Source organism: Sporolactobacillus inulinus (assembly GCF_006539285.1).
GTDB lineage: Bacteria > Bacillota > Bacilli > Bacillales > Sporolactobacillaceae > Sporolactobacillus > Sporolactobacillus inulinus.
Genome location: NZ_BJMS01000033.1, coordinates 15674 through 41225, shown reverse-complemented (window position 1 = coordinate 41225; position 25552 = coordinate 15674). Strand labels below are relative to the sequence as shown.

The 25552-nt window shown below is 46.8% G+C and carries 21 protein-coding genes; 6 read left to right on the top strand and 15 right to left on the bottom strand.

Features of this window, described 5'->3' with window-relative positions:
• Positions 1–325: 325 nt before the first annotated feature.
• Positions 326–1855, bottom strand: coding sequence for an alkyl hydroperoxide reductase subunit F (ahpF, locus tag SIN01_RS06380; protein ID WP_010025845.1), 1530 nt, complete (start codon positions 1853–1855; stop codon positions 326–328).
• Positions 1856–1866: 11 nt separating this feature from the next.
• A complete protein-coding gene (ahpC, locus tag SIN01_RS06375) occupies positions 1867–2430 on the bottom strand; it encodes an alkyl hydroperoxide reductase subunit C (RefSeq protein ID WP_010025844.1) in 564 nt (187 codons plus the stop codon).
• An 890-nt stretch (positions 2431–3320) separates the two neighbouring features.
• Here ahpC and SIN01_RS06370 point away from each other — a divergent pair.
• From SIN01_RS06370 to SIN01_RS06355, 4 genes are all read left to right on the top strand, one after another.
• Positions 3321–3872, top strand: coding sequence for a cysteine hydrolase family protein (locus tag SIN01_RS06370; protein ID WP_010027561.1), 552 nt, complete (start codon positions 3321–3323; stop codon positions 3870–3872).
• Positions 3873–4479: 607 nt separating this feature from the next.
• Positions 4480–5556 (top strand): MFS transporter, encoded by a 1077-nt coding sequence (locus tag SIN01_RS06365; RefSeq protein ID WP_052766807.1) that lies wholly within the window; start codon positions 4480–4482, stop codon positions 5554–5556.
• A 423-nt stretch (positions 5557–5979) separates the two neighbouring features.
• Positions 5980–6252: a DUF4190 domain-containing protein gene (locus SIN01_RS06360; RefSeq protein WP_010026946.1), complete on the top strand. Its 273-nt coding sequence runs from the start codon at positions 5980–5982 to the stop codon at positions 6250–6252.
• Positions 6253–6583: 331 nt separating this feature from the next.
• Positions 6584–7603, top strand: coding sequence for an alpha/beta hydrolase (locus SIN01_RS06355; protein WP_141306020.1), 1020 nt, complete (start codon positions 6584–6586; stop codon positions 7601–7603).
• 90 nt (positions 7604–7693) lie between these two features.
• On the opposite strand, the gene nrdG is transcribed toward SIN01_RS06355, so the two are convergent.
• The 8 genes from nrdG to SIN01_RS06315 all read right to left on the bottom strand — a co-directional run bounded on the left by nrdG (position 7694) and on the right by SIN01_RS06315 (position 18223).
• Positions 7694–8284, bottom strand: coding sequence for an anaerobic ribonucleoside-triphosphate reductase activating protein (nrdG, locus tag SIN01_RS06350; RefSeq protein ID WP_010024097.1), 591 nt, complete (start codon positions 8282–8284; stop codon positions 7694–7696).
• 14 nt (positions 8285–8298) lie between these two features.
• The gene (gene nrdD / locus SIN01_RS06345) at positions 8299–10506 is read right to left on the bottom strand and encodes an anaerobic ribonucleoside-triphosphate reductase (RefSeq protein WP_010024099.1); all 2208 of its coding nucleotides are present in this window, start codon (positions 10504–10506) and stop codon (positions 8299–8301) included.
• Positions 10507–10830: 324 nt separating this feature from the next.
• Entirely contained in the window at positions 10831–11856 is a 1026-nt protein-coding gene (locus SIN01_RS06340) for a FecCD family ABC transporter permease (protein ID WP_010024101.1), read from the bottom strand.
• Positions 11857–12852, bottom strand: a complete 996-nt coding sequence (locus SIN01_RS06335) for a FecCD family ABC transporter permease (protein ID WP_047034745.1) — start codon at positions 12850–12852, stop codon at positions 11857–11859.
• Between the two features lie 98 nt (positions 12853–12950).
• Positions 12951–13916, bottom strand: coding sequence for an ABC transporter substrate-binding protein (locus SIN01_RS06330; protein WP_010024104.1), 966 nt, complete (start codon positions 13914–13916; stop codon positions 12951–12953).
• 165 nt (positions 13917–14081) lie between these two features.
• Positions 14082–14963 (bottom strand): LysR substrate-binding domain-containing protein, encoded by an 882-nt coding sequence (locus tag SIN01_RS06325; RefSeq protein ID WP_047034739.1) that lies wholly within the window; start codon positions 14961–14963, stop codon positions 14082–14084.
• A 201-nt stretch (positions 14964–15164) separates the two neighbouring features.
• Positions 15165–16583, bottom strand: a complete 1419-nt coding sequence (locus SIN01_RS06320) for an anion permease (RefSeq protein ID WP_010026829.1) — start codon at positions 16581–16583, stop codon at positions 15165–15167.
• Positions 16580–18223 carry a malolactic enzyme gene (locus tag SIN01_RS06315; RefSeq protein WP_010026831.1) on the bottom strand — a complete coding sequence of 548 codons (1644 nt, stop codon included), beginning with the start codon at positions 18221–18223 and terminating at the stop codon, positions 16580–16582. The genes SIN01_RS06320 and SIN01_RS06315 overlap by 4 nt, the downstream gene beginning before the upstream one ends.
• A 311-nt stretch (positions 18224–18534) precedes the next feature.
• Between SIN01_RS06315 and SIN01_RS06310 the strand changes: the two genes are divergently transcribed.
• On the top strand, positions 18535–19845 hold the full coding sequence (locus SIN01_RS06310) for an L-cysteine desulfidase family protein (RefSeq protein ID WP_010026832.1): 1311 nt from the start codon (positions 18535–18537) through the stop codon (positions 19843–19845).
• 67 nt (positions 19846–19912) lie between these two features.
• Here the strand turns inward: SIN01_RS06310 and SIN01_RS06305 are convergent, their stop codons facing one another.
• Entirely contained in the window at positions 19913–20731 is an 819-nt protein-coding gene (locus SIN01_RS06305; RefSeq protein WP_010026834.1) for a MetQ/NlpA family ABC transporter substrate-binding protein, read from the bottom strand.
• A 313-nt stretch (positions 20732–21044) separates the two neighbouring features.
• On the opposite strand from SIN01_RS06305, the gene SIN01_RS06300 reads away from it, so the two are divergent.
• On the top strand, positions 21045–22139 hold the full coding sequence (locus SIN01_RS06300; RefSeq protein WP_237760103.1) for a PTS sugar transporter subunit IIC: 1095 nt from the start codon (positions 21045–21047) through the stop codon (positions 22137–22139).
• A gap of 318 nt (positions 22140–22457) precedes the next feature.
• On the opposite strand, the gene SIN01_RS06295 is transcribed toward SIN01_RS06300, so the two are convergent.
• The 4 genes from SIN01_RS06295 to SIN01_RS06285 all read right to left on the bottom strand — a co-directional run bounded on the left by SIN01_RS06295 (position 22458) and on the right by SIN01_RS06285 (position 25502).
• Positions 22458–23294 (bottom strand): FTR1 family iron permease, encoded by an 837-nt coding sequence (locus SIN01_RS06295; protein WP_010027576.1) that lies wholly within the window; start codon positions 23292–23294, stop codon positions 22458–22460.
• A 266-nt stretch (positions 23295–23560) separates the two neighbouring features.
• Complete coding sequence (locus SIN01_RS15555) at positions 23561–23689, bottom strand: hypothetical protein (RefSeq protein WP_272947196.1); 129 nt, start codon at positions 23687–23689, stop codon at positions 23561–23563.
• Positions 23690–23894: 205 nt separating this feature from the next.
• A complete protein-coding gene (locus SIN01_RS06290; protein ID WP_010025886.1) occupies positions 23895–24839 on the bottom strand; it encodes an aldo/keto reductase family protein in 945 nt (314 codons plus the stop codon).
• Between the two features lie 168 nt (positions 24840–25007).
• Positions 25008–25502: a hypothetical protein gene (locus tag SIN01_RS06285; protein WP_010025887.1), complete on the bottom strand. Its 495-nt coding sequence runs from the start codon at positions 25500–25502 to the stop codon at positions 25008–25010.
• Positions 25503–25552 lie beyond the last annotated feature (50 nt).

The window sequence follows — 25552 nt, the reverse complement described above, 5'->3', positions numbered from 1 at the left end:
TGGCCTATTACGATGGCCGCCTTCATTTGTACACCTTAGATATAAAATCATATTTTTTCAGGCAAACGTAAGCACTTTGTTCCGTTTGCCTACTGCACTCGAAGAGGACACGCTGCCTTATCACCGTGTAGTGAACGAGTAAGGGATTGGCAACATGAAACAAGTTGGACCGAAATATGTTTGTGAGGGAATTGATACATACAGCCGGACACCCGCCTGCAAGTTCGGATGTATCCCGATGGTTAAAAAAAGCCGCTGTACTAAAAAATGATTAGTACAACGGCTTTCCTAACAATTAAGTTAGTGTATGAGTCTTTTAATCTGGTTAATTTCTGATCAGGTAATCGAATGCACCGAGAGCAGCGGTTGCTCCTGACCCCATTGAAATGATGATTTGTTTATAGGGACTGTTGGTGCAATCACCTGCGGCATACAATCCGGGAACACTGGTTGCGCCGTACTTATCGACAATGATCTCGCCGACGCGTGTACGCTCAACAGTTCCTTCTAACCAATCGGTATTTGGTACAAGACCGATTTGAACAAATACGCCTTGTAATTCGATATGTGTTTCATCTTGGGTTGCGCGATCAACACAGGTAATGCCGGTTACTTTATCGGTACCGTTGATTTCTTTTGTTTGAACGTTCTTTAAGACGGTAACATTAGGGAGGCTGTAAAGACGTTTCTGCAGCACTTCATCAGCTTTGAGCTCTGGCATGAATTCAAGAACGGTCACATGTTTTACAATACCTGCTAGGTCAATAGCGGCTTCAATGCCGGAATTACCACCGCCGATAACGGCTACGTCTTTTCCTTCAAATAAAGGACCGTCACAATGTGGGCAATAAGCGACCCCTTTGTTTTTGAATTCTTGTTCACCGGGTACGTTAACATTGCGCCAACGTGCGCCGGTGGATAGAATGACGGCTTTACTTTTGAGCACCGCACCGCTCTCAAGTTCTACTTCAAAAAGATCGTTCTTTTTGATATCCTTGGCGCGCTGAAGGTTCATGACGTCGACATCATAGTCCTTAACATGTTCTTCAAGACTGGCTGCGAGTTTTGGACCTTCAGTATGTTTCACACTAATAAAGTTGTCGATACCCAATGTTTCCTGAATCTGGCCACCGAAGCGTTCCGCAACAACCCCTGTACGCAATCCTTTTCGTGCGGTATAAATCGCCGCACTTGCCCCTGAAGGACCGCCACCAACAACGAGTACATCAAAAGGATCTTTATTTGAAAGCGCTGATGAATCGGGTGCGCTGCCTAGTTTGGCAAGAATTTCTTCAAGCGAGATTCGACCGCCGTTGAAGAACTCACCATTTAAGTAAACCGCCGGCACGGCCATAATGTTCTTGCTTTCTGCTTCTTCTTTAAAGGATGCCCCATCAATCATCGTATTTGAGATGTTGGGGTTCAGAAGGCTCATCACGTTTAATGCCTGAATAACATCAGGGCAATTGTGACAGCTGAGGCTGACGTAAGTTTCAAAGTGGTATTCACCGCTTATCTTCTTAATTTGATCAATGACGCCCTGATCAACCTTTGGCGCCCTTCCGCTCACCTGCAACAAGGCCAATACGAGTGATGTAAATTCGTGACCAAGAGGAATACCTGCGAACGTGATGCCGGTATCTTCTCCAGGACGGTTGACACTGAAGCTTGGCGTTCTTGGAAGCGATGCTTTTTCAACCGTGATTTGGGAAGATAAGGAAGCGATCTCGTCGATAAAAGCCAACAGGTCCTTTGACAATTGATCAGATCCGGCACTGACTTTAAGCTGAACGTTACCTTCCATGAGTTGAAGGTATTGGTTTAATTGATTCTTAATAGCTGCTTCGAGCACCATTGGTACACCTCTTAAAGCTTTCCGACAAGATCAAGGCTCGGTTTCAGTGTTTCAGAACCTTCTTGCCATTTAGCCGGACAAACTTCACCAGGGTTCTTACGAACATATTGAGCGGCCTTGATTTTATTAATAAGAGTACTTGCATCACGGCCGATACCGTCTGCGTTAATTTCGGCAGTTTGGATAATGCCGTCCGGATCGACGATAAACGTACCGCGGTCAGCAAGACCTGCTTCTTCGTTTAAAACATCGAAGTTGCGGGAGATTGTTTGCGATGGATCGCCGATCATGGTGTATTGGATTTTTGCGATCTTTTCTGAAGCATCGTGCCATCCTTTATGTGTAAAATGAGTGTCCGTTGAAACGGAATAAACTTCAACACCCAGTTTCTTTAGCGTATCATATTCAGTTTGCAGATCTTCAAGTTCAGTCGGACATACGAAGGAAAAGTCTGCCGGATAAAAGCAAACGACACTCCACTGACCCTTTAGCGTTTCTTCAGAGACGTCAATGAACTCACCATTTTTGTAAGCTTTTGCTTGGAACGGTTGTACTTCAGACCCAATAATGGACATAATTAATCTTCCTCCTAAAAGTGGTTTTGGTTGTATTGATTATAACTGATCTATCTATAATTATTATCAATGTAAATTAATTATTGATTAAGATACGTTCTATTGTCAAGTGAAACACTCTCAGCCTTATTTTTGTTGTGGTAACCGTAATAGATGCTGAAAGAATAAACGGTAGAGGATGAAAAGAAATTTCTTTATTTGTAGCGTGCCACGGATTGAATGGTCGGTAAATGATACCATTGTCAATTACTTGACAAGTTAGCTTATTGCCTGAAATCCAAGACCTTTTCCTTGTTCATAAACAATGTGTACCATAATGAATCTTATTATTCATTCATTGTTTTTTTGACACTTTGGAATTTAGTGATGATGGGTAGAGATATCTGAACGGAGTAAAAAGTGAAGATCACAAATGGAAAAGAGCGGATGTCACAAAAGGTTGTTGAACGTATACTGCGTTCCGGCTGCCGCTTTCCATAGACTTTTAAGACAGCCCCAGGGAGGCAGAAGAAATTGTGCAGGTTCAAAACCAAACAACGATATAGGTCATTGATAACTTTTCTAAATTGGATTACGGTGTTGTAGCTACTGTGAATTTATTTTCATCCTTGGATAGGAGGAGGGATTGGTTAGGTTACACTTAATTGGACAAATAAATTAAGGTCATGTACACTTGGTTCAACTATTTACCGGACATATGAAAAAGGAACGAAGAACTTTTTCAAAAGAGTTCAGAGAAAAGGCAACTCACATGCACCACATCTTTCCTAAAAATCAATTTGAGGAAATAAAATGAAGCGTTAGGTTTAAAGCCCAATGCTTCATTTTGCCTCTTAAATAACTACGGAGAACCGTATCGATATCAACACTGAATTAAGGAGGTAACGTGGATGAATGCACTTTTAGTACTAGATCCTCAAATTGGTATACTTAAAAAGAAAGATTTCTCGGAGGAACTAACCAGAATCAGAACTATTATTAGTGATTTTAAAGATAGGGATCAGTTAGTTGTATTATTCCAACACATTGACTCTGCAGATAAATTCCCTAATAGTCCGCTTGTAGAAGGATCAAAAGGTAGCAAAATATTTCCTGAATTTATTAAGTTAGCTGATTATATTGTTCCAAAAAGAACACCAAGTGGCTTTATGAATACTGAATTACAAAATATTTTGCAAAAATCAAATGTGAATCATGTTTTTGTTGTAGGGTTTAATACTGAATATTGTTGTTTGTTCACATCGCTAGGAGCTTTCGAAAAAGGATTTGATGTCACATTTATTGAAGATGCCACAGGAACTGTTAACGATGAAAAAACATATGAGATGCCTGGATTAGATATTAGAGATATGGTAGGATCAATTCTTAATTGGTCCAGGGTGATTGAAGTTCTATACTATGCTGACTATGTTGAAAAATATGGGCACAAACGAAACCGGTGAATTCGGGTGAGGTCTGATCTCATTGGTTATGGGATGGTCAGCCTAAGCCCCGATCTGAAAAATTGACGGAATAAATTCGCTTAATTAGTAAAAAGGATAAAAACTAGCTTCAATAGACGGAGAGATTCCGCCTATTTACTCGAAAAACGTGAAAATGGGGCTTTTTGCTTTACATAGTCGGAAAACATCCCCTTATATACCCCGAAACAAGCCCCATTCTGCATTTAATCGGAAAACCTCCGCTTATTTAACTTTTTGCTAGTGACTTAATTAAGGACAAAACTTCTTATCTAACATTGCGAGACAGGTTGACTTAGCGTTCTTTTTATATTTCAAAAATCCAAGGGAACCTCATTTTGCTACGTCACGGTTAACCGTTATCATAAATAAATGTGGTTTTACCAAACACAGTCTTGTAAAATCGTTTTGTTACGATACACTTTTTATGAGAGAGACAGTCTTAAATGATGTCCGAGCACGCACGGAGCAAAGTCTAGAAAAAAAACTCAACGAGAACTGCTGGGACATTAGGAATTGTTGTAGATCCCCGTTGCACCCTTAGCTAAATGTGGTTATCGTAAATAAACAAAGTGTTGGAGATGGAATCGTGAGCATAAAAAAACAAAGCCAGCGAACCTGGCTTATCTTGCTATTTGCCATTTTATTAATCTCTGCCTGCCTTCGTGCGCCCTTTACCGCTGTTGGTGCCTTGATTCATCTGATTCAGAACGATACAGGTCTTAACGGAACGCTGAGCGGATTGCTGACTTCGCTGCCCATGTTCGCTTTTGCCTTTATTGCGCCGATCACGCCGCGTTTCGTTCGTCGATGGGGCATGGTGCGTATGCTGTTCGCCAGTATGGCTGGGCTGACGGCAGGCATTCTGGTTCGCTCGCTGGTTCCAGGTGTTTTCGGTTTGTTCATCGGGACAGCACTTTTGGGCGTAGCCATCGCAGCCGGGAACGTTATTCTGCCGAGTTTTATTCAATATCGCTTTCGGAAGCAGATCGGTTTAATGACCGGTGTCTATTTAGTATCCATGGCACTTTGGGCAGGTGTCAGCTCTGGATTCAGTCTTCCGCTTGCTGTAAGCGGGCATCTTGGCTGGAAAGGCAGTCTGCTCATCTGGTGCCTGATGTCCCTGTTTGCACTCATTGCTCTGGCTCCTTTTCTGCGTGAGCGGAATGGAGAATGGAAGGCCTCTTCGCCGGAAAAAGAGAACAGTGAGCTAGCGGGTTCAATCTGGTGCTCTAAGTTAGCTTGGTGCGTGACGCTTTATATGGGCACTCAGTCCATTCTCTTTTATACCGTGTTGGCTTGGCTTCCCTCTATGCTGAACGCACAAGGGCTGTCGATGGATCAGGGCGGTTTATTGCTGCTGGTCATTCAGATTGTTTCCCTACCGACTTCCTTTTTGGCCCCTGTCCTTGCAAGTCGCGCAAAGAGTCAGACAAAGCTTGTTGTAACATCTGGCATCATTTATGTGATCGCGTTTACCGGTTTGCTTACCGGGCATTGGATCCTGCTCTGGTCTATCTTGATTGGGCTTGGCAGCGGCGCTTCGTTCAGTTTTGCCATTTCACTTTTCAATCTGCGGACAAATACGGCAGAAGAAAGTATAAAACTTTCCGGAATGGCACAATCCGTCGGTTATCTGATGGCCGCGGTCGCACCGGTTATCTGATGGCCGCGGTCGCACCGGTTGTCACTGGCTATATCCACGACCTTTCCGGCAGCTGGGAAGCAACTAAAATCTTCCTTCTTATCTGTTCCGTTTTGCTAACCGTGTTGGCTTTTGGCGTCGGTCGAGATCACAAAGTTCATTTGGTTGCACGCAGAAGATCCTGAGGATGGGCACCGTATCATGAGTAAGATTAAATAAAAAATAGAAAGATCTATTTGTATATGCAGTTGTTTTGATACAATTAAAGGTATTGGCATAGGGATATAGAAAAATCATTTTACTACGTCATTGTTTCCTCTGTAATGACCACATCATTCTCCTTTAGTCATGATTTAGCGGTTCGAGATACGGATCAGGTTTCGCTTTTAATAAGACCATTTTTTTTATATCAGTCATTTTCAAGGTTAGGCAGGTGAACAATTAGTGGAAGCACAGCAAAATCAAGTGAACGGCAAATCGATTGCAGCGTTGGTTTTAGGGATTACCGCGATTATCATTCCTTATGTGGGGTTAATCTTGGGTATTCTCGGCATCATTTTTTCAAAGAAAGCACTGAATGAAATTGCTCAATATGGCCAGCAAGGCCGAGGAATGGCCATTGCCGGTTTAGTCACCAGCATCATTTCCGTAGCGATCTATGCACTGATTATCTTTTTTATCGTGATTGTTGCAGGCGTTGCAGCCAATCTAGGGTGAATTCGATGAAAAATCCTTTAGCCACCGATATAGAGGTTTTTTATTCGATCAGAAAGCATCTGATTTTCAGTAAAGCAAAGGGTTGTGAATCAAATGCGTAAGTACTTGAGAGCCTGTAGTCGCGTCGTGTTGATGCGAGCAGTGACATGTTGTTCAAGTGTAAGGGTGATGAACCCAAGCCGTTAGCAGAGTGGTGCTGAGGGACTCGGTTTGCCTGGTTATTCAACTAATGCGAGGGAAGATGAGCGCGCTTATTGCTTTCCTTTCCTTCCTTTTGATTTTTTTCTTTTAAACGAATTAGGGACGAGATGTTGGAGAATTAGGGGGTCGCATGCAAAAAAACGGGCGCAAAGACCAACTTCAATCAATGAAAGCTAAGATTTTTTTGGCGGCGGCGGTTCTGACTGCAGCAGCGGCTGCATGCAGAGTGGCCGGAACAATGGTCGGTAATTATTTTTACCGTCTGGCTATTGCTCGGGAGAAGTCGCCGCGGCGTGAAAATCTTGATCCGGGCGGTGCGAAGGTCGCCGTTCCGCCAGTGATACAGAGCCGCTTAAATGAGCGGGAAGCAGCGAAGAAACAGTTCCTTCGTGATTGCCCGCCGACCGACCTGTTTATGCGATCATCGGATGGGTTGAACCTGCACGCATTCCGATTTGAGCCGCATCCGAACACTCATCACTGGATCATCCTGCTGCATGGTTATATGGATGAGGCTTCGAAAATGTTTTATTATGCTTCTGTTTTTGCTGATCATGGCTATAATGCGCTTGTTCCCAACTTGCGCGGAGCGGGACGAAGTGAAGGGGACTACATCGGCATGGGCTGGAATGACCGTCTCGATGTCGTGGGGTGGATCAATCGGCTTGTTGCGCACGACCCTAAGGCTAAGATTGTCGTTTTCGGCGTTTCCATGGGCGGCGCAACGGCGATGATGACGGCCGGCGAGAAGCTTCCGCCAAACGTTTGCTGCGTGATTGAAGACTGCGGCTATACGTCCGTGGCGGATGAATTTGCCTATGAACTGCGCAATCTGTTTCGGCTTCCTGCCTTTCCCATTTTGCGATTGGCGGATCGAGCGACGCGTTCACGTGCGGGGTATGGCATTTATGAAGCCTCGGCAATCGAACAAGTGAAGAAGGCAAACGTACCGATCTTGTTCATTCATGGCGACAACGACACGTTTGTCCCAACCCCTATGGTGCACAAAGTCTATGAAGCGGCAGCAGGCGAGAAGGAGCTTCTACTTGTGAAGAAAGCGACCCATGCGGCCTCGTCAATTGTCGATCCTGAATTGTATTTTTCAACGATCTTTCACTTTCTTGAAAAGCATATGCCGGTAAACGAATGAATGAGGCGGTCTGCTCCGTTGCCGGACTGTATAATAAATAAGAATAAGCAAACCGCGTGTCGCTATTGGACACGCGGTTACTTTATCATCTTATTTAACAAGCCGATCCCAAATGACGGCTTGTCCGTTTTTCAGAGACCGTTGTACATCAATGATCCGCTGATTTGAGCTGCCGCGGAATTGCAGGGTCAGGTCTTTCTTTGCCAGCTCAAAACGGCCGTCGACGAGAATATCGATTTTTGACAGGAGTTCACGCTTGTCCTCAGAGTCGCGCTGCAGTTCTTCCCATGTGTAGCCGCTCCATGACCAAATATCCTTAGCCTGTCCGTATTCGCTGCGGATTCGGTTCACGAGTGAAAGGCAGACGCCGGTGTTTAAGAACGGCTCACCGCCGAGCAGCGTCAATCCTTGTACATAGGATTGTCCGATGTCGGCAATGATTTGCTCCTCCAGCTCCTTAGTATAGGGCTGTCCGTAACGGAAGTTCTGGGCCGCTTTATTGTAGCAGCCGGGACAGTCGAAAGGACAGCCGCTGACATAGAGGCTGCAGCGCACGCCTTCTCCGTCTACGAAATTGAATGGTTTGTAGCTGGCGATATAGCACCGGCTCAAGCGATCGGCCAGCCATGTTTTTGGGTTCGGGTCGCGTGGACGTTTCCTCTGAGCCGCATCATTTACCAATGGAATGCCTCCCTTTATTGCCGAGCAATCGTGTTGCTGTCGTTACCGAGGCTTAGATGCTTGACGCGCGATGCGATTTCTACATGCCGTCCGTGAATCATCGGTCGCTGCTGCGGGTTGCCCAAGTAGCCGCAGGTTCTTTTTACAACGTCACAGGACTGTGGATCGGTATTGCCGCATTCCGGGCATTCAAAGCCGCGCTCGGTTGGTTTGAATTCGCCTTTGAACCCGCATTTGAAGCATTGATCAATCGGTGTATTGGTACCCAGATAGCCGACGCGATCGTACGCGTAATCCCACACTGCTTCCAGTGCTTTCGGATTTTGCTTCAGATTCGGGTATTCGCAGTAATGGATGAACCCACCGGCGCAATAAGGCGGGAAGTCCTTCTCGAAGTCTAATTTTTCAAATGGCGTCGGTGCTTTGCGTACATCATAGTGGAAGCTGTTTGTGTAGTATTCCTTATCGGTAATGTCCCTCACTTTGCCGAATTTTTCCGTATCTTTGCGGCAGAATTTGTCGGTCAGGCTTTCACTTGGTGTGCTGTATACGCTGAAATGGTAGCCGTATTCTTCTTCCCAATCTTGGCAGTGTTCCCAGAGCTTCTTCACGACGCTGATGGCGAAGTCTTTGGCTTCCGGATTGCTTTCCCATGTACTGCCGTAAAAAACGGTGCCCACTTCATAAAGGCCGATGTAGCCAAGCGAAACGGTGGCGCGGCGATTCTTGAAGAGTTCATCAACCGAGTCCGTACGCTTTAGTCGCTTGCCAAAAGCACCGTATTGATAAAGGATCGGCGCGTTGTCCGGCGTTGCCTGCTTCGCGCGCTCCACCTTAAAGACGAGTGCTTCCTTGCAGATCTGCAGTCGTTCTTGGAGAATCTTCCAAAAGGCTTCCTTGTCCCCTTTTGATTCCAGAGCAATGCGCGGCAGATTAACCGTGACCACGCCGAGATTCATTCGTCCGGAATTGACCTCTTTGCCATTCTCATCATGCCAGCCTTGCAGGAATGAGCGGCAGCCCATGGGTGCTTTAAAACTTCCTGTCAGTTCGACCAGTTTGTCATACATCAGCACGTCCGGGTACATCCGTTTTGTCGCGCATTCAACGGCAAGCTGTTTGACGTCGTAATTCGGATCTTGCGGGTTGAGGTTGAGCCCGCGTTTCAGACTGAATACCAGCTTTGGAAAAATTGCGGTGCGGTGTTCTTTGCCTAATCCGGCAATACGTATACGCAGAATCGCTTTTTGAATCGCGCGTTCAATCCAATTGGTCCCCAGGCCAAAGCCTAAGGTTGTAAAAGGCGTTTGCCCTTGAGAAGAATAGAGCGTGTTGATTTCGTATTCGAGTGCCTGCATGGCATCATAAATATCTTTTTTCGTTTTTTTACGTGCGAAGGCCTGCTGTTTTTCCGTTCCGTCAACCCATTCTTCCGCATCCGTTAAATGCTTGTCATAATTCTTCTTGGCAAAAGGAGCAAGCAGTTCATCTACACGGTCGGCGGAACAGCCGCCATATTGACTGGAGGCAACATTGGCAATAATCTGAGCCATTTGTGCGGTTGCCGTTTGAATCGAATGTGGCGGTTCGACCTCTGCATTGCCGATTTTAAAGCCGTGATTGAGCATTTCGTTGAAGTCGATCAAGCAGCAATTGGTCATTGGGCTGTATGGCTGATAGTCAAGGTCATGCCAATGGATTTCTCCCTTAAGCTGTGCATTGGCTACCTTTGGCGGCAGCATCTTCAATCCAATCGCCTTAGCGACCGTACCAGCAGTAAGATCGCGCTGTGTATTAAAGACGTGGCTGTCCTTGTTCGCATTTTCATTCACGATGGATTGATCTTTATGTAAGAGTTTTCGAATCGTGAAATTGATGTCGGTTGCCTTATTACGGGCAAAGTCACGCTCGGTGCGGTAGTTGATGTACTCTTGAGCAATATCATACTGGTGATGGGTCAGAAGCGTTTGCTCAACAATATTTTGAATCTCATAAATCTTGATGTCTTCATGGAACCGTGATCCGATTTCAGCGAGCACATCATCGGTAATGTCATTGATTAATTGAAACGTGATGGGATCCAAATCGCCAAAAACATGCTTTGCGGCTTTTAATAGAGCTGTTGTGATTTTCTCAGCATTAAAATCTATAATACGACCGTCGCGTTTTAATACTTTGATGGCTGGTGTGTTGGTTGCAAATGGTTGTTTTGTATCGATCATCGTGAACGCCCCCTTGAAAAACTACTAAACTATCATAGGATATTGGCGCATCGGTTTCAATCTATATATGGGATGTAAAACTCGGGAAATATTGTGAAAAGTACTAGATATGGTATTGGGGAAGGGGAAATACGATTTGTGACAAGCTTGTGAAAGATAGAAATACTGTGCGTTTGACGAGGGTGCGGCTCGAACAGGGTTCAAGAGAGGATCGATCAAGTGATGATCTGGTTAGAGAAAAGACGCTAAACGTTAGCCGTTCAGCTCTAGGGCAGTGCACCGTTTATGGTATGATGCATCACGAGATATGTTGAAATCATGTCGTTATTTCGCTTTTGACAGTAAATAAAGAAAATAGGGTGCACCGAGTACGGACACAATGATCCCGGCTGGAAGTTCCGCCGGCTGAAGCATCCAGCGGCCGAGGGTATCGGCGGCCAGAAGCAGAAGTGCGCCGGAAAGCGCGGAGACGGGGAGCAGCCGCAGATGCTGCGCCCCCACAAGGCGGCGGGCCAGATGGGGAGCAATTAGTCCGATAAAACCGATCCCACCGCTGACTGCAACGCAGGCGGCGGCAAGTGCGACTGCGGCAAGAAGCAGCATCCGTCTGTTTTTTTCGATCGCAACGCCAAGGCCGATCACGGTTGGCTCATCAAGTTGCAAAAGGTCCAGCGTCCGTGCATGATACAGGACATAAGAAAAGAGCACGAGAACCCAGGGTAAAAGTGCAAGGACAAAGTGCCAATTCGAGCCCCAGATCGTTCCCGCAAGCCATGTAGACACAAATTGATATTGATTCGGATCGAATTTAAGCGTCAGGATAACCATGAGCGCGCTGATGCCTGATGCGACGGCGATACCTGTTAATAAGAGCCGGGTGGAAGAAAAGCCTTGGTGCTGCCTGAGTGCAAGCGCATAGATGAGTATCGCTGCAGCGGCTGCGCCGATAAGCGCAGCCATTGGGAGCATATAAACCGGTACCGCTTGCCGACTTTGGAAAAAAGAGAGAAACAGTACGATCGCTAGCCCTGCACCGGCATTAATGCCTAGAATGCCCGGATCGGCGAGTGCGCTGCGCGTGACACTTTGAATGACGCATCCGGATACGGCGAGTCCCGCACCGGCCAGTACCGAAATGATGATGCGCGGCATCCGGAATTCAAAAAGAATAAGCGACTGAGCGTTTGTGCCGCCGCCGAATAGGGTCTGAATCACTTCAAGAGGAGCCAGTCTTGTAAATCCGGTATTCATACTGATGACAAAGAGGACAACAATAAGTGCGGTCAGAAGGATCATTATTTGAATGCTTCGATTCCTTTTGTGCCGTTCCGCGGCAGTGAGGCTGCTCATTTAATGGTCGCTCCTTTCCGATCCGGCCAAATAGAGAAAGAACGGAATACCGATTAGTGCGATTAAAACACCAATGGGCGTCTCATAAGGCGGATTGATACTGCGCGCGCCAAGGTCGGCTAAAACCAGCAGCAGGCTGCCGAGAATTGCTGTGCAGGGAATGATTCTTCGGTAATCCGTACCGACAAGATAGCGAGTCAGATGCGGGATAATTAACCCGACAAACCCGATCGCACCGACGACCGACACGGCGGCACCGGCGAGAATAAGCACGATGACGATACTTGCCGTTTTAATGATGCCCGTATGCATGCCAAGCCCGGACGCTATGTTGTCACCGAGGCTGAGAATGGTGATGGATGGTGACAGAAAAAGAGCAGCGAGAAACGCGCAAATCACCCAAGGAAGGATCATCATAAGCTCAAACCAGTGAATGCCGGACGTTCCCCCTGCATACCAAAAGGCAAGATCTTGCCCGATCTGAAAATAAATCGCTAAGCCTTGACTCAGTGCAGTGAGCAAGGCGCTGACTGCGGCACCCGCAAGAACAAGGCGGACCGGTGACATGCCATTTGGCGACAGCGAACTCATTCCATAGACGATGCCGGCACCCACGCCTGCACCGATAAAGGAGCAGATCATCAAATAGAAGAAGGGAAGCGCCGGAAAGAAAGCATAGCAAAGCGCAAGTACAAAAGCCGCCCCTGCGTTAATGCCAAGGATTCCTGAATCGGCGAGTGGATTTCGGGTGACGCCTTGCATCAATGCTCCGGAAACGGAAAAGCAGGCACCGATGATGACGCTGCCGAGTACACGCGGCATGCGCAGTTCCCAAATGATTTTATGCGGCACAAGCTGAGCATTATAGTGAAAGACCGAATCCCAGACGGTTTTCAAGTCGATGTTTGTCGCCCCATAGGAGATGGAAACCCCGATAGCAAACAGCAGCAAAAACGGTCCAACGATTAATAGGGTCGGAAAGGACCACTTTTTCATTCGGCTATTCTTGATCGATTGATTGATGTGTTTGGCTTTTAGCGCTGCCAGTTTTGCCACCGTTCTTTCTCTCAGTTACTTTTCTATGTCTCTTTGGCTTATTTGCTTAATTTTTCCGTGATAATTTTTGCTGTATTCAGCTGTGACATTGGCGTATTGTTAAAAAAGCTGGAATCGACCACGTAAACATGATGATTTTTAAACGCATTAAGCGATTTCCAAATGTCTCCGCTGGTGATTTGTTTCAGACGTTTCTCCGATACTTCCGGTTTCTCATCCTGCTTGCCGGTTTGTACGAAGATGTAGTCAGGATTCATTTCAAGCAACTTCTCTAGTGAGATCGCAGAAAAAAGGTCCTTTGATTCAATGCCGTCAACCGGTGTCAGTCCAAGATCGTGATAGAGCACACCGCCGACACTTGACGGTAAATGATTATAGATACGTACCTGCTTGTCCAGCAGTCTGATGAACACTACTTTTTTATTTTCAACCGTTTTTTTCAGTTTGGCTTTATAAGCATCAACCTGCTTTTGATAGTTGGCTAAATAAGTTTTTGCCTCTTTCTGTTTTCCCATGAGCTGTGCATAGGCCTTGAAGTCAGTACGCCAATTCTCTGTTTCCTTAATCATAATAGACGGAGCGATTTGAGCCATTTTATCGTAAGATTGCGTGTTTTCCCTGACAAAAATCAGGTCCGGTTTTTGAGCCAGAAAACCTTCGAAGTTAAGCGGGGAAGATTCGCCGACAAGATGAAAGCCCTTTTGTTTGTCTTTCGGAAAATAGCTGTAAAAGTTATCGCTGATGGTAGCTTTAGGTGCAATTTTGACGGGAATACCGAGTGGGATCAGGTATTCCATGAGCTGCTGGCTTGTGGCCGCGACCTTTTTCGGCTGTGCAGGAATGGTTTTCTTACCTATCGCATCGGTAATTGTTCTTTGCTTGGTCGATGTATGATCCGTATTTTGGTCACCTTGTTGTCCGGTGCAGGCCGACAGCAAAGTTAACGTCAAGATCAAGACGGCGATTCGTACAAGTACTTTTCGATTATATGAAAAAAAATGCATGGAATTGGCTCCTTTAATTGAAAATGATTATCAATTTCACTAAAATGTTACCAAAATGCGACAATTTCGTCAATCATCAAAATTTTTTGGTAGTTATTTGACGCATCTCTTTTTTCTCATGCTTAGGCGGGTTCAAGTTTTTTTGAAGAGCGGGAATGTGGTCATTTAAAAATTTTCTTGCATAAACAGCTGAATCATTTCTTGTTGCAGATTGGTCAAAAGATGATTTGATCGATAGACGAGCTGGATTAAGAATTCCGGCTGCGGCTGATCGCGGAGCGTCAATACGGCGACCGGATCCTGCGGCAGCAGGGCGGCCGCGCTGAGCAGGCTGATGCCGACACCCTTTGCAACCATGCCTTTGATAATCTGCACATCATTGGTTTGGTAGATGAGTTTCGGTTTAATCTGTGCCTGTCGGCTGAGTTGATTGAAGGCGATGGAATGCACAAAACGCTCGTTTAACTGAATGAAGGACTCTTGTACAAGAGCGTTAAATCGGATTGAACCGTTTTTGGCTAAAGGGTGTGCTGGGCTTGTAATCACTTTAAACGGTTTTCGCGCAAGCAAACATGCGGACAGCTGGTCATCTTGAATAGGCGTGGTAGAGCCAAGTAAGGCGAGATCGAGCTGTCCGTTTTTTAACTGATTCAGGAGCGACTTGGAGCCGTCTTCATGCGTGTCCAGATGGCCAAGCAGATTATTCTGGGAAAGTCTTGCTGAAAGGGCCGGGAACAGCGCGCTGCCGATAATCGGCGGCAGGCCTAGCCGGACGCGTTCGTGTTTGATCGCTGAAATTTCTAACTGTGCTGTCTTTAATTCCTGCAGCATTTGCGTGGCATGCTGCGCAAACTGTTTGCCGCAATCCGTGAAGGTGAGCGCGTTGTGCGATTGGTCGCGAATGATCAGCTGTGCATCGAGCTCTTTTTCCAACCGCTGAATCGCTGCCGTGATCGTCGGCTGACTGACCTTAAAAAAACGAGCAACTTTTGTGAAATTTTTATCCTGACACAGCCGGTTATAATAGTGCAGATCACGTATGTTCATTCGGAATCCTCTCTCATTAAATCGTCTTATCCATTATTCTATCATGTACCGTACGCATGAAAAAACCGCCCAATGGAGCGGTTTTGGATTCCATGATACTAAGTATGAGGATTGAGGACGTTCTGATAAAAGGATCGGCGGTTTTTAATATAGGGTCAGTTCGAGACCTGTAGACCGCTTGAACGGTTAAGAAGCGCGTACTTAGAGAAGTCCAATTAATTTCATCCACAGTGAACCGAGCCCGAGCCAGATGATGAAGTAGACGATGGCGAGCATCGCGTTTAATTTCCACCAGGTTTGTTGCGTGACGTAACCTGATGAGAACAAAATCGGTGCCGGTCCATTGCTGTAATGCGTTGTTGAAGCAAAAAGGTTGCCAAAAAAGCCGAGCATTAGTGCAGCAAGCAATGCCGGAACCCCCGCTGCCAGGGCGACACCGAGCAGCGCACTGTACATGGCACTGATATGGGCCGTCGCGCTGGCGAACAGATAGTGACTGTAAAAATAGGCGAGGATGAGCACGACAAGCACGATCATCCAGTTCATTCCGTGGAGGCCACCTGAAATAAAACGGCTGAGCCATGGAATAAAGCCGAGTGTGTTGAGCTGACCGGCCATCATTACCAGAATGGAGAACCAGACCAGTGTATTCCATGCGCCTTTTTCACCAAGAATATCATTCCAGGAGAGAACCCCGCTAAGCAGCAGCAGCGTTAATGCGATAAATGCGGTTAGTGTTGCATCAATGTGCACTGTGCCGCCAAGCACCCATAAAACCAAAGAGATAAGGAAGATACCACTCATAAATTTTTCCGGACGCGACATTTTGCCAAGTTCTTGCAGTTGACTTTCCGCCCACGCCTTGGCGTTCGGTGTTTCCTTGATTTCCGGGGGAAACCATTTATAGATTAAAAAAGGGACCACAATTAATGAAATCAACCCTGGAATTAAAGCAGCAGTGAACCAATTCATCCAAGTGATGGAAACATGCACCGATCTGGCGAGCGACTGCGCTAATGGGTTTCCGGCCATGGCTGTAAGAAACATGGCCGAGGTAATGATGTTTCCGTGGAACGCTGAAAAAATCAAAAAGGATCCCATTTTGCGCTGCGTATGACGTTCCGGACTGGAATCAAAAGAGCGCGACAGTGAATTGATGATTGGGAACATAATGCCACCGGCTCGAGCGGTGTTGCTTGGCGTTGCCGGAGACAGAACCAGATCGACACCGATCAGTGAATAGGCGAGGCCCAGTGTTTTTTTGCCGAATCGTTTGACAAAATTCAGGGCAATCCTTGTGCCGAGTCCAGTCTTGATAAACCCGCGCGAAATAAAGAACGCCATCGCAATCAGCCAAATGCTGTTGTTGCCAAATCCGGCAATAGCAGTCTCCAGCGGTACTTCTCCAGTCAAAACGCTTAATGTAAAGCCGATCACGGCCACAGCGCCAATCGGCAGTGGCTGGGTGATGCAGCCGATAATGGTGGCGACAAAAATGGCAAACATATGCCAAGCGGCGGGGGAAACCGCTGCCGGTTTAATTGGCGTCAGCAGCCATAAAATGACGCCAACCAATACAGGAATCAGAAATTTCTTGTAGCTGATTTTCTCTAATGTCATCGTTGATCGCCTAGATCTTTGTATTCAGGGAGCCATTTTTCTTTCTCAATTGCCGCGGCAACATGAGTCATTGGTTCCCGGTTCAGATTCTGCGCAACCGCGCATTTGGCCACAGCCAGAGCAACCGTTTGCGAGAAGGCGTCCAACTTGGAAACCGGCGGGAGAACAGCCGCACCCGGTTGATCCGGATCAACAATACCGCCGAGCGAGTGGGCGGCAGCTGAAATCATTTCATCTGTTAATAATCGTGCCGTTGAAGCGATCACGCCAAGGCCGAGTCCAGGATAAACGAGGGCGTTGTTCGCTTGGCCGATGTGGTAGCTGACGCCGTTGTAGCGGACGTCCGGAGCAGGAATGCCTGTCGCAACGAGTGCACGGCCGTCCGTCCACTGAATAAGCTCCTCCGCTTTGGCTTCAGCGAGCTTTGTTGGGTTGGAAAGCGGGAAGATGATCGGGCGTTCGGTATGAGCGGCCATTTCTTTCACGACTTCTTCGGTAAACGTCCCCGGCTGCGTCGAGGTGCCGACGAGAATGGTTGGGTGAATAGCGGCAACAGCAGCTTGCAAGTCCGTTAATTGTTCCGGATTTTCGAATTCCGAACGGTTGCGAGCAAATGGCTTTTGTTCCGGGGTCAGCGTTGGATCGTCATCAAACAGCAAGCCCTGCTTATCCACCATATAAAAGTGTTGTTTTGCCTCTTCTTCAGACAAGCCCTGTTGCAGGAATTCATCATAAATACGCTTGGTGATGCCTGCCCCTGCGGTTCCTGCGCCAAAGCACATATAGATTTGTTCGGTCATTTTCTGTTTAGAGATATTAAGCGCACCGAGAATAGCGGCTAAAACAATGATTCCGGTTCCCTGAATATCGTCATTGAAGGTTGTGATTTTGTCCTTGTACTTGTTTAAAATGCTGGCGGCATGATCACGGCCAAAGTCTTCAAAGTGCAGGTACAGGTTTGGAAACAGCTGCTCCGCAGTTTCAACGAATTGGTCAACGAATTGGGTGTAGCGATCACCTTTGATGCGTTCATGGCGATTGCCGAGATACATGGGGTTGTCCAGCAGCTTTTTATTGTTTGTGCCTACATCCAGTACAACGGGCATCACCTGACTCGGATCAATACCGGCAGCAACGGTATAGACCATCAGCTTGCCAACCGATATATCGACGCCTTGCACGCCCCAGTCGCCGATACCGAGAATGCCTTCAGCATCGGTGACAACGATCAGACGGATGTCACGACCGCCAGCGGCATTTTTTAAAGCATCTTCCATTGCATCCGGATCGTTGATCGACAAGAAAGCGGCATTCTGCGGCTGTACGAACAGATCGCTGTAGTTTTCGATGGTGTCGGCAACCGTCGGATCATAGACAATCGGCATAAATTCAACAACATGCTGACTGAATAACTTAAAGAACAAGACACGGTTCTCGTTAAAAATTTGCATTAAAAAAAGCCGTTTTTCTAAGTTGGATGACTTTGATTTGAATTGGGCATAGGTTTGTTCCGTCTGCTCCGCCAAGGTTTGTACGCGAGGCGGGAGCAGCCCGGCCAATCCATAGTTTCGCCGTTCTTCTTCTGTAAACGCGGTTCCTTTGTTTCGAAAAGGATCATTTAGAATCGATAGTGGGTTCATAGAAAAGGATCTCCTTAACCTTTAGGATGGTTCATGAACATCATAGAAAGGCACGCAGAATATAGTCAAACGTAGCAGAAGCAATCAGATTTATTTATATGAAAGGACGAATTGCGGAATTTGTCCGTCTATTGACATTATTTCCTCTTGAATTTCTTTTATAATGAAGTGAAAATGAATTTTAATGATGATGCATGAGGACAGCGTGAACGATCGTGCGAAAGCATATAGAAAAGGCCGCTGCGTGTGAACCGAGTTTTAATCGCGCTTCCGTGCGGCGTTTCATTTGACTTATTTGGGGAGGAAAGGTTATGAAACCGGACGACTGTAGTTACCAAATTTATTTGAATCTTTTAAAAGAGGAGCTTATTCCTGCGACAGGCTGCACGGAACCGATTTCCGTTGCTTATGCGGCGGCAATGGCAAGAGAAGTACTGGGCGTGCTGCCCGACACATGCACGATTGAGGCAAGCGGAAACATCATCAAAAATGTTAAAAGTGTCGTCGTTCCGAATACGGGGGGACTAAAAGGAATTGCGGCAGCCGCTGTGGCAGGCATTGTCGCCGGAGATGCCTCAAAGAAATTGGAAGTGCTGGGCGCGATCGAAGAGGCGGCGAAGTCTCAGATCAAGGAATATCTTAAAGCGCATACCGTGACGGTACTTCCAGCGCACAACGACATTGTTTTCTTTATTGCGGCAACGGTGAAAAAGGGCAATGACGAAGCAACGGTTGTGATTGAATACGAGCATACCAACATCGTTCAGATCGTGCGAAATGGGGAAACTCAGTTCGAAAAAGGGGACGGCTCTGCTGAGGGCGGCGGCTTGACGGATCGGAACAGTCTAAATGTAAAAGATATCTTAGACTTCGCAGACAGCGTGCGTCTTGAAGATATAGCGGAAATCATTGAAAGGCAAGTCACGTATAACTGTGCTGTATCGGAAGAAGGATTAAAGCACGATTGGGGCGCTAATATAGGGAAAGTGCTGCTGAAAGCATATGGCAATGATATTAGAACGCGCGCTCGCGCTGCCGCGGCGGCCGGATCCGATGCACGGATGAGCGGCTGCGAAAAGCCGGTCGTGATTGTCTCAGGCAGCGGCAACCAAGGAATGACCGCATCGCTTCCGGTGATTGAGTATGCAAAAGCATTACATGTTTCACGTGAAAAGCTTTATCGCGCCCTGGTCTTGTCGAATCTGACGACCATTTACCAAAAAGCGGGCATCGGACGCCTTTCCGCATACTGTGGTGCGGTGAGTGCCGGATGCGGCGCGGGTGCCGGTATAGCTTATCTACATGGCGGCGGTTATGAGGAGATTGCGCATACGATTGTCAATGCACTGGCGATCACATCGGGGATTGTTTGCGACGGCGCAAAGCCTTCTTGTGCGGCCAAAATCTCCTCGGCGGTTGATGCCGGCATTCTTGGTTACCACATGTACCAGAATAAGCAGCAATTTTTTGGCGGCGATGGTATTGTGACAAAAGGTGTGGACGCCACCATTCGTAACGTTGGAGTTTTGGCCAAAGATGGCATGCGGCAAACGGATCGTCAGATTATTGATATTATGCTGAACCGTACCAGCAGTAAGCAATCCGCCGGAAATGAATCTTAAACGCGTGTGAAAAAAGCCCCGCAGCGCTGAAGCAGAATCAGCTGTGCGGGGCTTTTCGTATTTACCTTTACCAGGAGGGTACGACCGAGCCTTTAAATGTTTTTTTGATATAGGCTTTGATTTCATCAGAATGATAGTATTTTTTGATTTGCTTGACCACTTCATCGTTCTTATTTTCGTTGCGAACAACAAAATAATTCGGATAGCGGTTATGCGTGAGCGATTCATGATCAATCGAATCGTCCAAAATCGTCAGTCCGGCACCCATTGCGAAATTGGAATTGATCGCTGCTGCAGTGACTTCGTCCAAATGGGAGGTGATTTGCGCGGGATCCATAGCAACGAACTGAATTTTTTTGGGATTGCTGACGATGTCACGGGTAGATCCGCTTCTTTGCGTTCCTGGTTTCATTTTGATGACGCCTGTTTTTTCAAGAAGGGTCAGGCTGCGCGGCTGACTGGATGGATCGTTCGGTATAGCAATCTTATCCCCTTTTTTGAGGTCCTTGAGATTCTTGATTTTATTGGAGTAGATCCCCATTGGCAAGGCGACCGTCTTGAACACGTCCGTTATTTTATAGCCACGGTCCTTGACTTGTGCTTTTAGAAACGGCAGGGTTTCATAGCTACTTGCATCCAAATCGCCGCCATCCAATGCGGTATTCGGCTGGTTATAGTCGTTGAAGACTTTTAAATGAATGGTGAGCCCATCTTTTTTGGCAAGTTTCGCAACCTGCTCCATAATTTGTTCGTGCGGTCCGCCGGTCACCCCGATGGTAAGCTCTTTTGTGCTGAGTGAGCCGGATGTGCTGGATCCGCATGCGGACAGAGCAAAAATTAGTATAAGAATTAATCCGATAAACACTGGCTTGACGTGACGCTTCATCTGTTTCGCTCCTCTTTTTTTGGTTTGTAGTTTCTTTCTATCTGTTTATATTAGCAAGGATCGACTCATTAAACAAATAAAACACAGATGCTAACTATGTTTTAAGCGGCAACGATAAAAAATTTTTCCATCCTTGGATGCACGGATTCGTGCGCTCATCGCTAAACGAACGGGAAATCATGGGAAAAACACTTTAGTGAATAAACGCGTTGCATTGCGAAACGCGATGTGTTAGAATAGCAACACTCACCATTGATGAAGAAGAACTAGAGAAAGAAAACAGGAGAGGGTGTTGCAGGTGGGAAGAGAAAAGATGACGGTGAAGACTTTTGTAAATCACGTGCTTGTCGGTCATGCGGTTGGAATTGTGGCAGCGTTGGTACCGTCGGCATTGCTCGGTGAATTGAGTAAAGCGTTGATGGGACGGATGCCGGTTTTCGGTACGATTTATCAATTGGTCACAATCTTCATGCTGGCCGTTCCTCTACTGATTGGGGCGGCTGTCGCCTACCAGTTCAAGATGAAGCCGATTCCGATGGCTTGCGTGGCAGCTGCCTCATGGGCCGGATCGGGTGCATTGAAATTCACAGCTAATGGCATCGTCGTTACCGGAATGGGCGATCTTGTGAATACCTTGGTGACAATCAGTGTCACCTGCGCCTTGGTGCTTCTGATCGGCCCTCGTTTGAAATCGTTCGAACCGCTTGTATTGCCACCGGTCATCTGTATCGTTGGAGGCGGATTAGGTGTTGTTCTCTATCCGTTCGTACACAATGTAACGGTTGGGCTTGGACAAGTGATCAATAGCTTCTCCATGCTTCAGCCGATCCCGATGAGCATTTTGATCGCAGCCGTTTTCTCAGTCGTCATGATCTCGCCAATTTCAACCGTAGCCATTGCATCGGCGATTGGTATGAGCGGTATCGCATCTGGAGCAGGCAATTTGGGCTGCGTGGCAGCGGCCGTTGGTATGTTTATCGGTGGGCTGCGCGTCAATAAAATCGGCCTTTCTCTCTCCATCGTGCTGGGGACGCCGAAGATCATGATTGCGGCGATGGTCCGTCAGCCGAAAATTTGTGTTCCCATTGTGCTTAACGCAACCTTCCTTGGCGTCATCGGTGCCTTGTTCCAAATTAAAGGAACGCCAATCAGTGCGGGATTCGGCTTCTCCGGAATGGTAGGACCGATCAATGCGCTACATTTTATGCCCGGCGGCGCGACATTGGCGAATCTGCTGGTTATCGGTTTAGTTTATATAGCCGCACCTTTTGCCGGCGGCTTCTTCTTCGAATGGCTCTGTCGCAGCGTGCTCCATCTCTATGTTTCAGAAGACTACAGTACCGAAATGGCAGAATTTAAGAAAGAAAAGAAGGAACCTAAGACGAAGCTCGTTCTGGAAAAAGCTTAATTTAATAATAATAAACCCCACGTACGTATTACGGAGAACTGTAATGCGAATGTGGGGTTTTCGTGTGCTTAAAACCAAACAACAATTCGGTAGGGGACCGTTTGAGCAGGGATGCTATTTGTCGAGGGGCCATAAATCACGTTTAGATTGCGGTTTGCAGGATATGCGTAAAATCCTGCCCGTTTGTCAGCATGATCTGAGTACCTATGTCGCTTTGCTTGAATCGGTGATTCGTTGCAAGAAACGGCCTATAAAAAAACGTGTTTGGCTGTCCAATCGAAACACGCGTCGCAGAAAAACGAGTGACTTTTTTTCTTTTCAGGTTAAGGCGGGATTTTCAACCTGTGGTTTTTTCTTGTTCCGATTAAATAAAAGCAGTGCCGGAATCATGTAGATGAGCCAAATAATAAACTGCGTGACGCTCAGACGATCCGTATAGCCGATCAGTGCATGCAAAATGCCGCCAACTGCACCACGCTGATTCAGTATCGCTTCTAAGTCATAGAGGTAAGCGACCGGCTGAATGAGCCCTAATTCAATAAATTCATGAACCGCGTTAATGAGCAGACCAGCAGCGACAATGATTAAGAGGTTGCCCATGACCCGGAAGAAGGCTTTGAGATTAATTTTCGTTGTTCCTTGATAGATACCCCATCCAATGAGCGAAGCCAGTAAGATGCCAACCAGTGTGCCTGAGCCAAGCGATACGAAATTATTTTTTCCCTCGATTGAAATCGCAAGGAGAAACATGACTAATTCGATACCTTCGCGAATGATCGTGATAAAGGCTAAAATGACAAGCTGTGAGGTATCGCCGCTGCTTTTCAGTGCCTTATCTATGGTTGACTGTATGCCTTTATGCATGCCGGGACTGTTCTTTTTCATCCAGAAGGTCATATAGGACAGAATACCGACCGCAGCGAGAAAGATTGCCGCTTCCAGATAGATTTGGCCGTGCCATTCCTCTCCGCCTGTCGCAACGTATAGGATGCAGCCGACAAGTACAGATAGAGCGATGGCAATGGCTGCACCGATCCATATGGGTTTGAACGTATCCTTTCGGTTCAGTCCTCGTAAATAAGAAAAGATAATACCTAGAATGAGTGAAATTTCCAGACCTTCGCGTAATGCGACTAGAAATGCAGCGCCAAACATAATCTCGCTCCTTAGAAATGACATTGATAATCATTATCATATATGATCTATATTTTCTGTCAATATCTTTTTCAGTATATTTAGCAAAAGGTATGCACCTTTTTTGAAAATGCCCGCATTCCTTTAGCGGAAGTTCCTTTTGCTCTGTATGCGGTTTTGATTCATCACCTTTGTGCACGAACGCCGCTTCGATTGCTCGCTTGCCGCGGGCGAACCGGAATCCCTCTCGAACACGCATTTTTCCTGCGGTGTCTCGCTGGCACGCATCAACAAGGCGCGATCCCGCAGGCGCCCGAGCGCATGTACTGGGGCTCGTTTCTTCCTTCTTCGGCAACTGCAACCGCTATTTTTTCCTTAGAGACGTCTAAACCTACATATTTTGTGTTATCATTCATAGTGCTAGCTCCCTTTCGTATGATGGCTCTGTTTGAGGATTTGAAAGTCTCTTTCATTTTTCCCCATTTAATCCACGATTCTACAATCAAGGGGGCTAGTTTTGTTCATGATAACTCGTTTCCTTAAATTTTTTTATATACTTTCTTACCAGTGTAAAAAAACAGACCTGAATGCAAAGGTTCGGGTCTGCTGTGTCTGATCGCCTTAATCGGTTAGAATTTGTTCAATTAGATTTAAGGTCTCCGTGCTGAGGGTGATATCGGCGGCTTTGGCGTTGTCTGCTATTTGTTTCGATTTGCTGGCACCTACGACGACACTGGCAACCTGCTCCTGACGAAGCACCCAGGCAAGGGCCAATTGTGCCATGCTGACGCCTAATTCAGCAGCGATTTTCTTAAGTTTGTTCACTTTACTCAAATTGAGTTCGGTCAGATACGTGCGGATCCCGCCTTTATTCTCGGCGGCGCGGCTACCGACTGGGAATTCGCTGATGGAACTGTATTTTCCGGTCAACACACCTTCCGCGAGCGGCGACCAGCAGACCTGACTGACACCATGCGCCGCACTTGTCGGAATTATTTCGGCTTCGATTTCGCGGGACAGCATATTGTATTTAGACTGATTTGCCACGAAATGATTAAGCAGTTTCTGATCGGCAATATGTGCTGCTTCGGTGATTTGAGCCGCCGTCCATTGGCTGACACCGATGTAGTTTATTTTGCCTTGATGAATCAAATCGTCAAACGCACGTAGCGTCTCCTCAATCGGCGTTTCCGGATCAAAGCGATGGCAGTAATACAGATCGATATAATCGGTGTTCAATCGCTTTAGGCTGGCATTCGCCTGTTCCATGATATGTTTTCGGGAAAGACCACGGTCATTCGGTCCATCACCCATCGGAAAAAATACTTTTGTCGAGAGCACGATCGATTCACGTGGGAAGGCTTTAATCGCTTTCCCGACGACTTTTTCCGCTTCACCGCGCATGTACACATTGGCAGTATCAAAAAAGTTGATGCCTAGATCATAAGCTTTATGAATGGTACTTATTGCGTTTTCTTGTGCGACATAACCGCCGTAAGTCAGCCAGCTGCCAAGACTGACGGTGCTGACTTTGACGCCGGTACTGCCGAGATGGCGATACTTCATCAGAAACCTCCTCAAAATACATTTTTTGCGGGACGCCTTCATCAGGCAATCACATGATCTCTTTAATGATAGCTGTCTTTCTCATTAAGCGCACGCAAAGAGAATCGCAAGCCAAGGCTTGTCCAGCTGCAACAAAAAGGACAACCCTATTGCGGCTGTCCGTGAATTTTACTGCATCGGACACCAAACGATGATTTTGTACGGCACGGTTTGAGCGGGGATGCTTTTTGTTGCTGCGCCGTAAATCACAATCAAATCACGATTTGCCGGATTCTGATTGAAGTCCAGGCCGTTTGCCAGCATAATCTGTGTAAACGGCCCCAAGTTTAAGAGTAGTTGACCATCGCGGCTCAAGAGCTGCTCATTGAAAAAATCGACTTTTACATTCTGATCGGAGCGATCTTTTACGAGAATCAGAGCTCGGTATTGCGGCGGATAGATGAGAATAACCGGCGCGTTTCCGTCATAATACCCACTAACCCGGTCGCCAATTCGAATCTTGGCTTGGTCGACCACGTAAGTCATCGGCGACACCACAAAACGAACAACCTGATCGTTATTCTCCAGCGTCATCAGCTTCCAGCAGCCTGAATTCTCACCGCTCGGGCTGGTGATATAATCGTCAATCGCCGTAACAATCCCTTGAAACGATCGCCACTCCATACGCGTCACCCCTCACCTGTTCTTCTTGATGAAGTCACCTATGGTTTTAC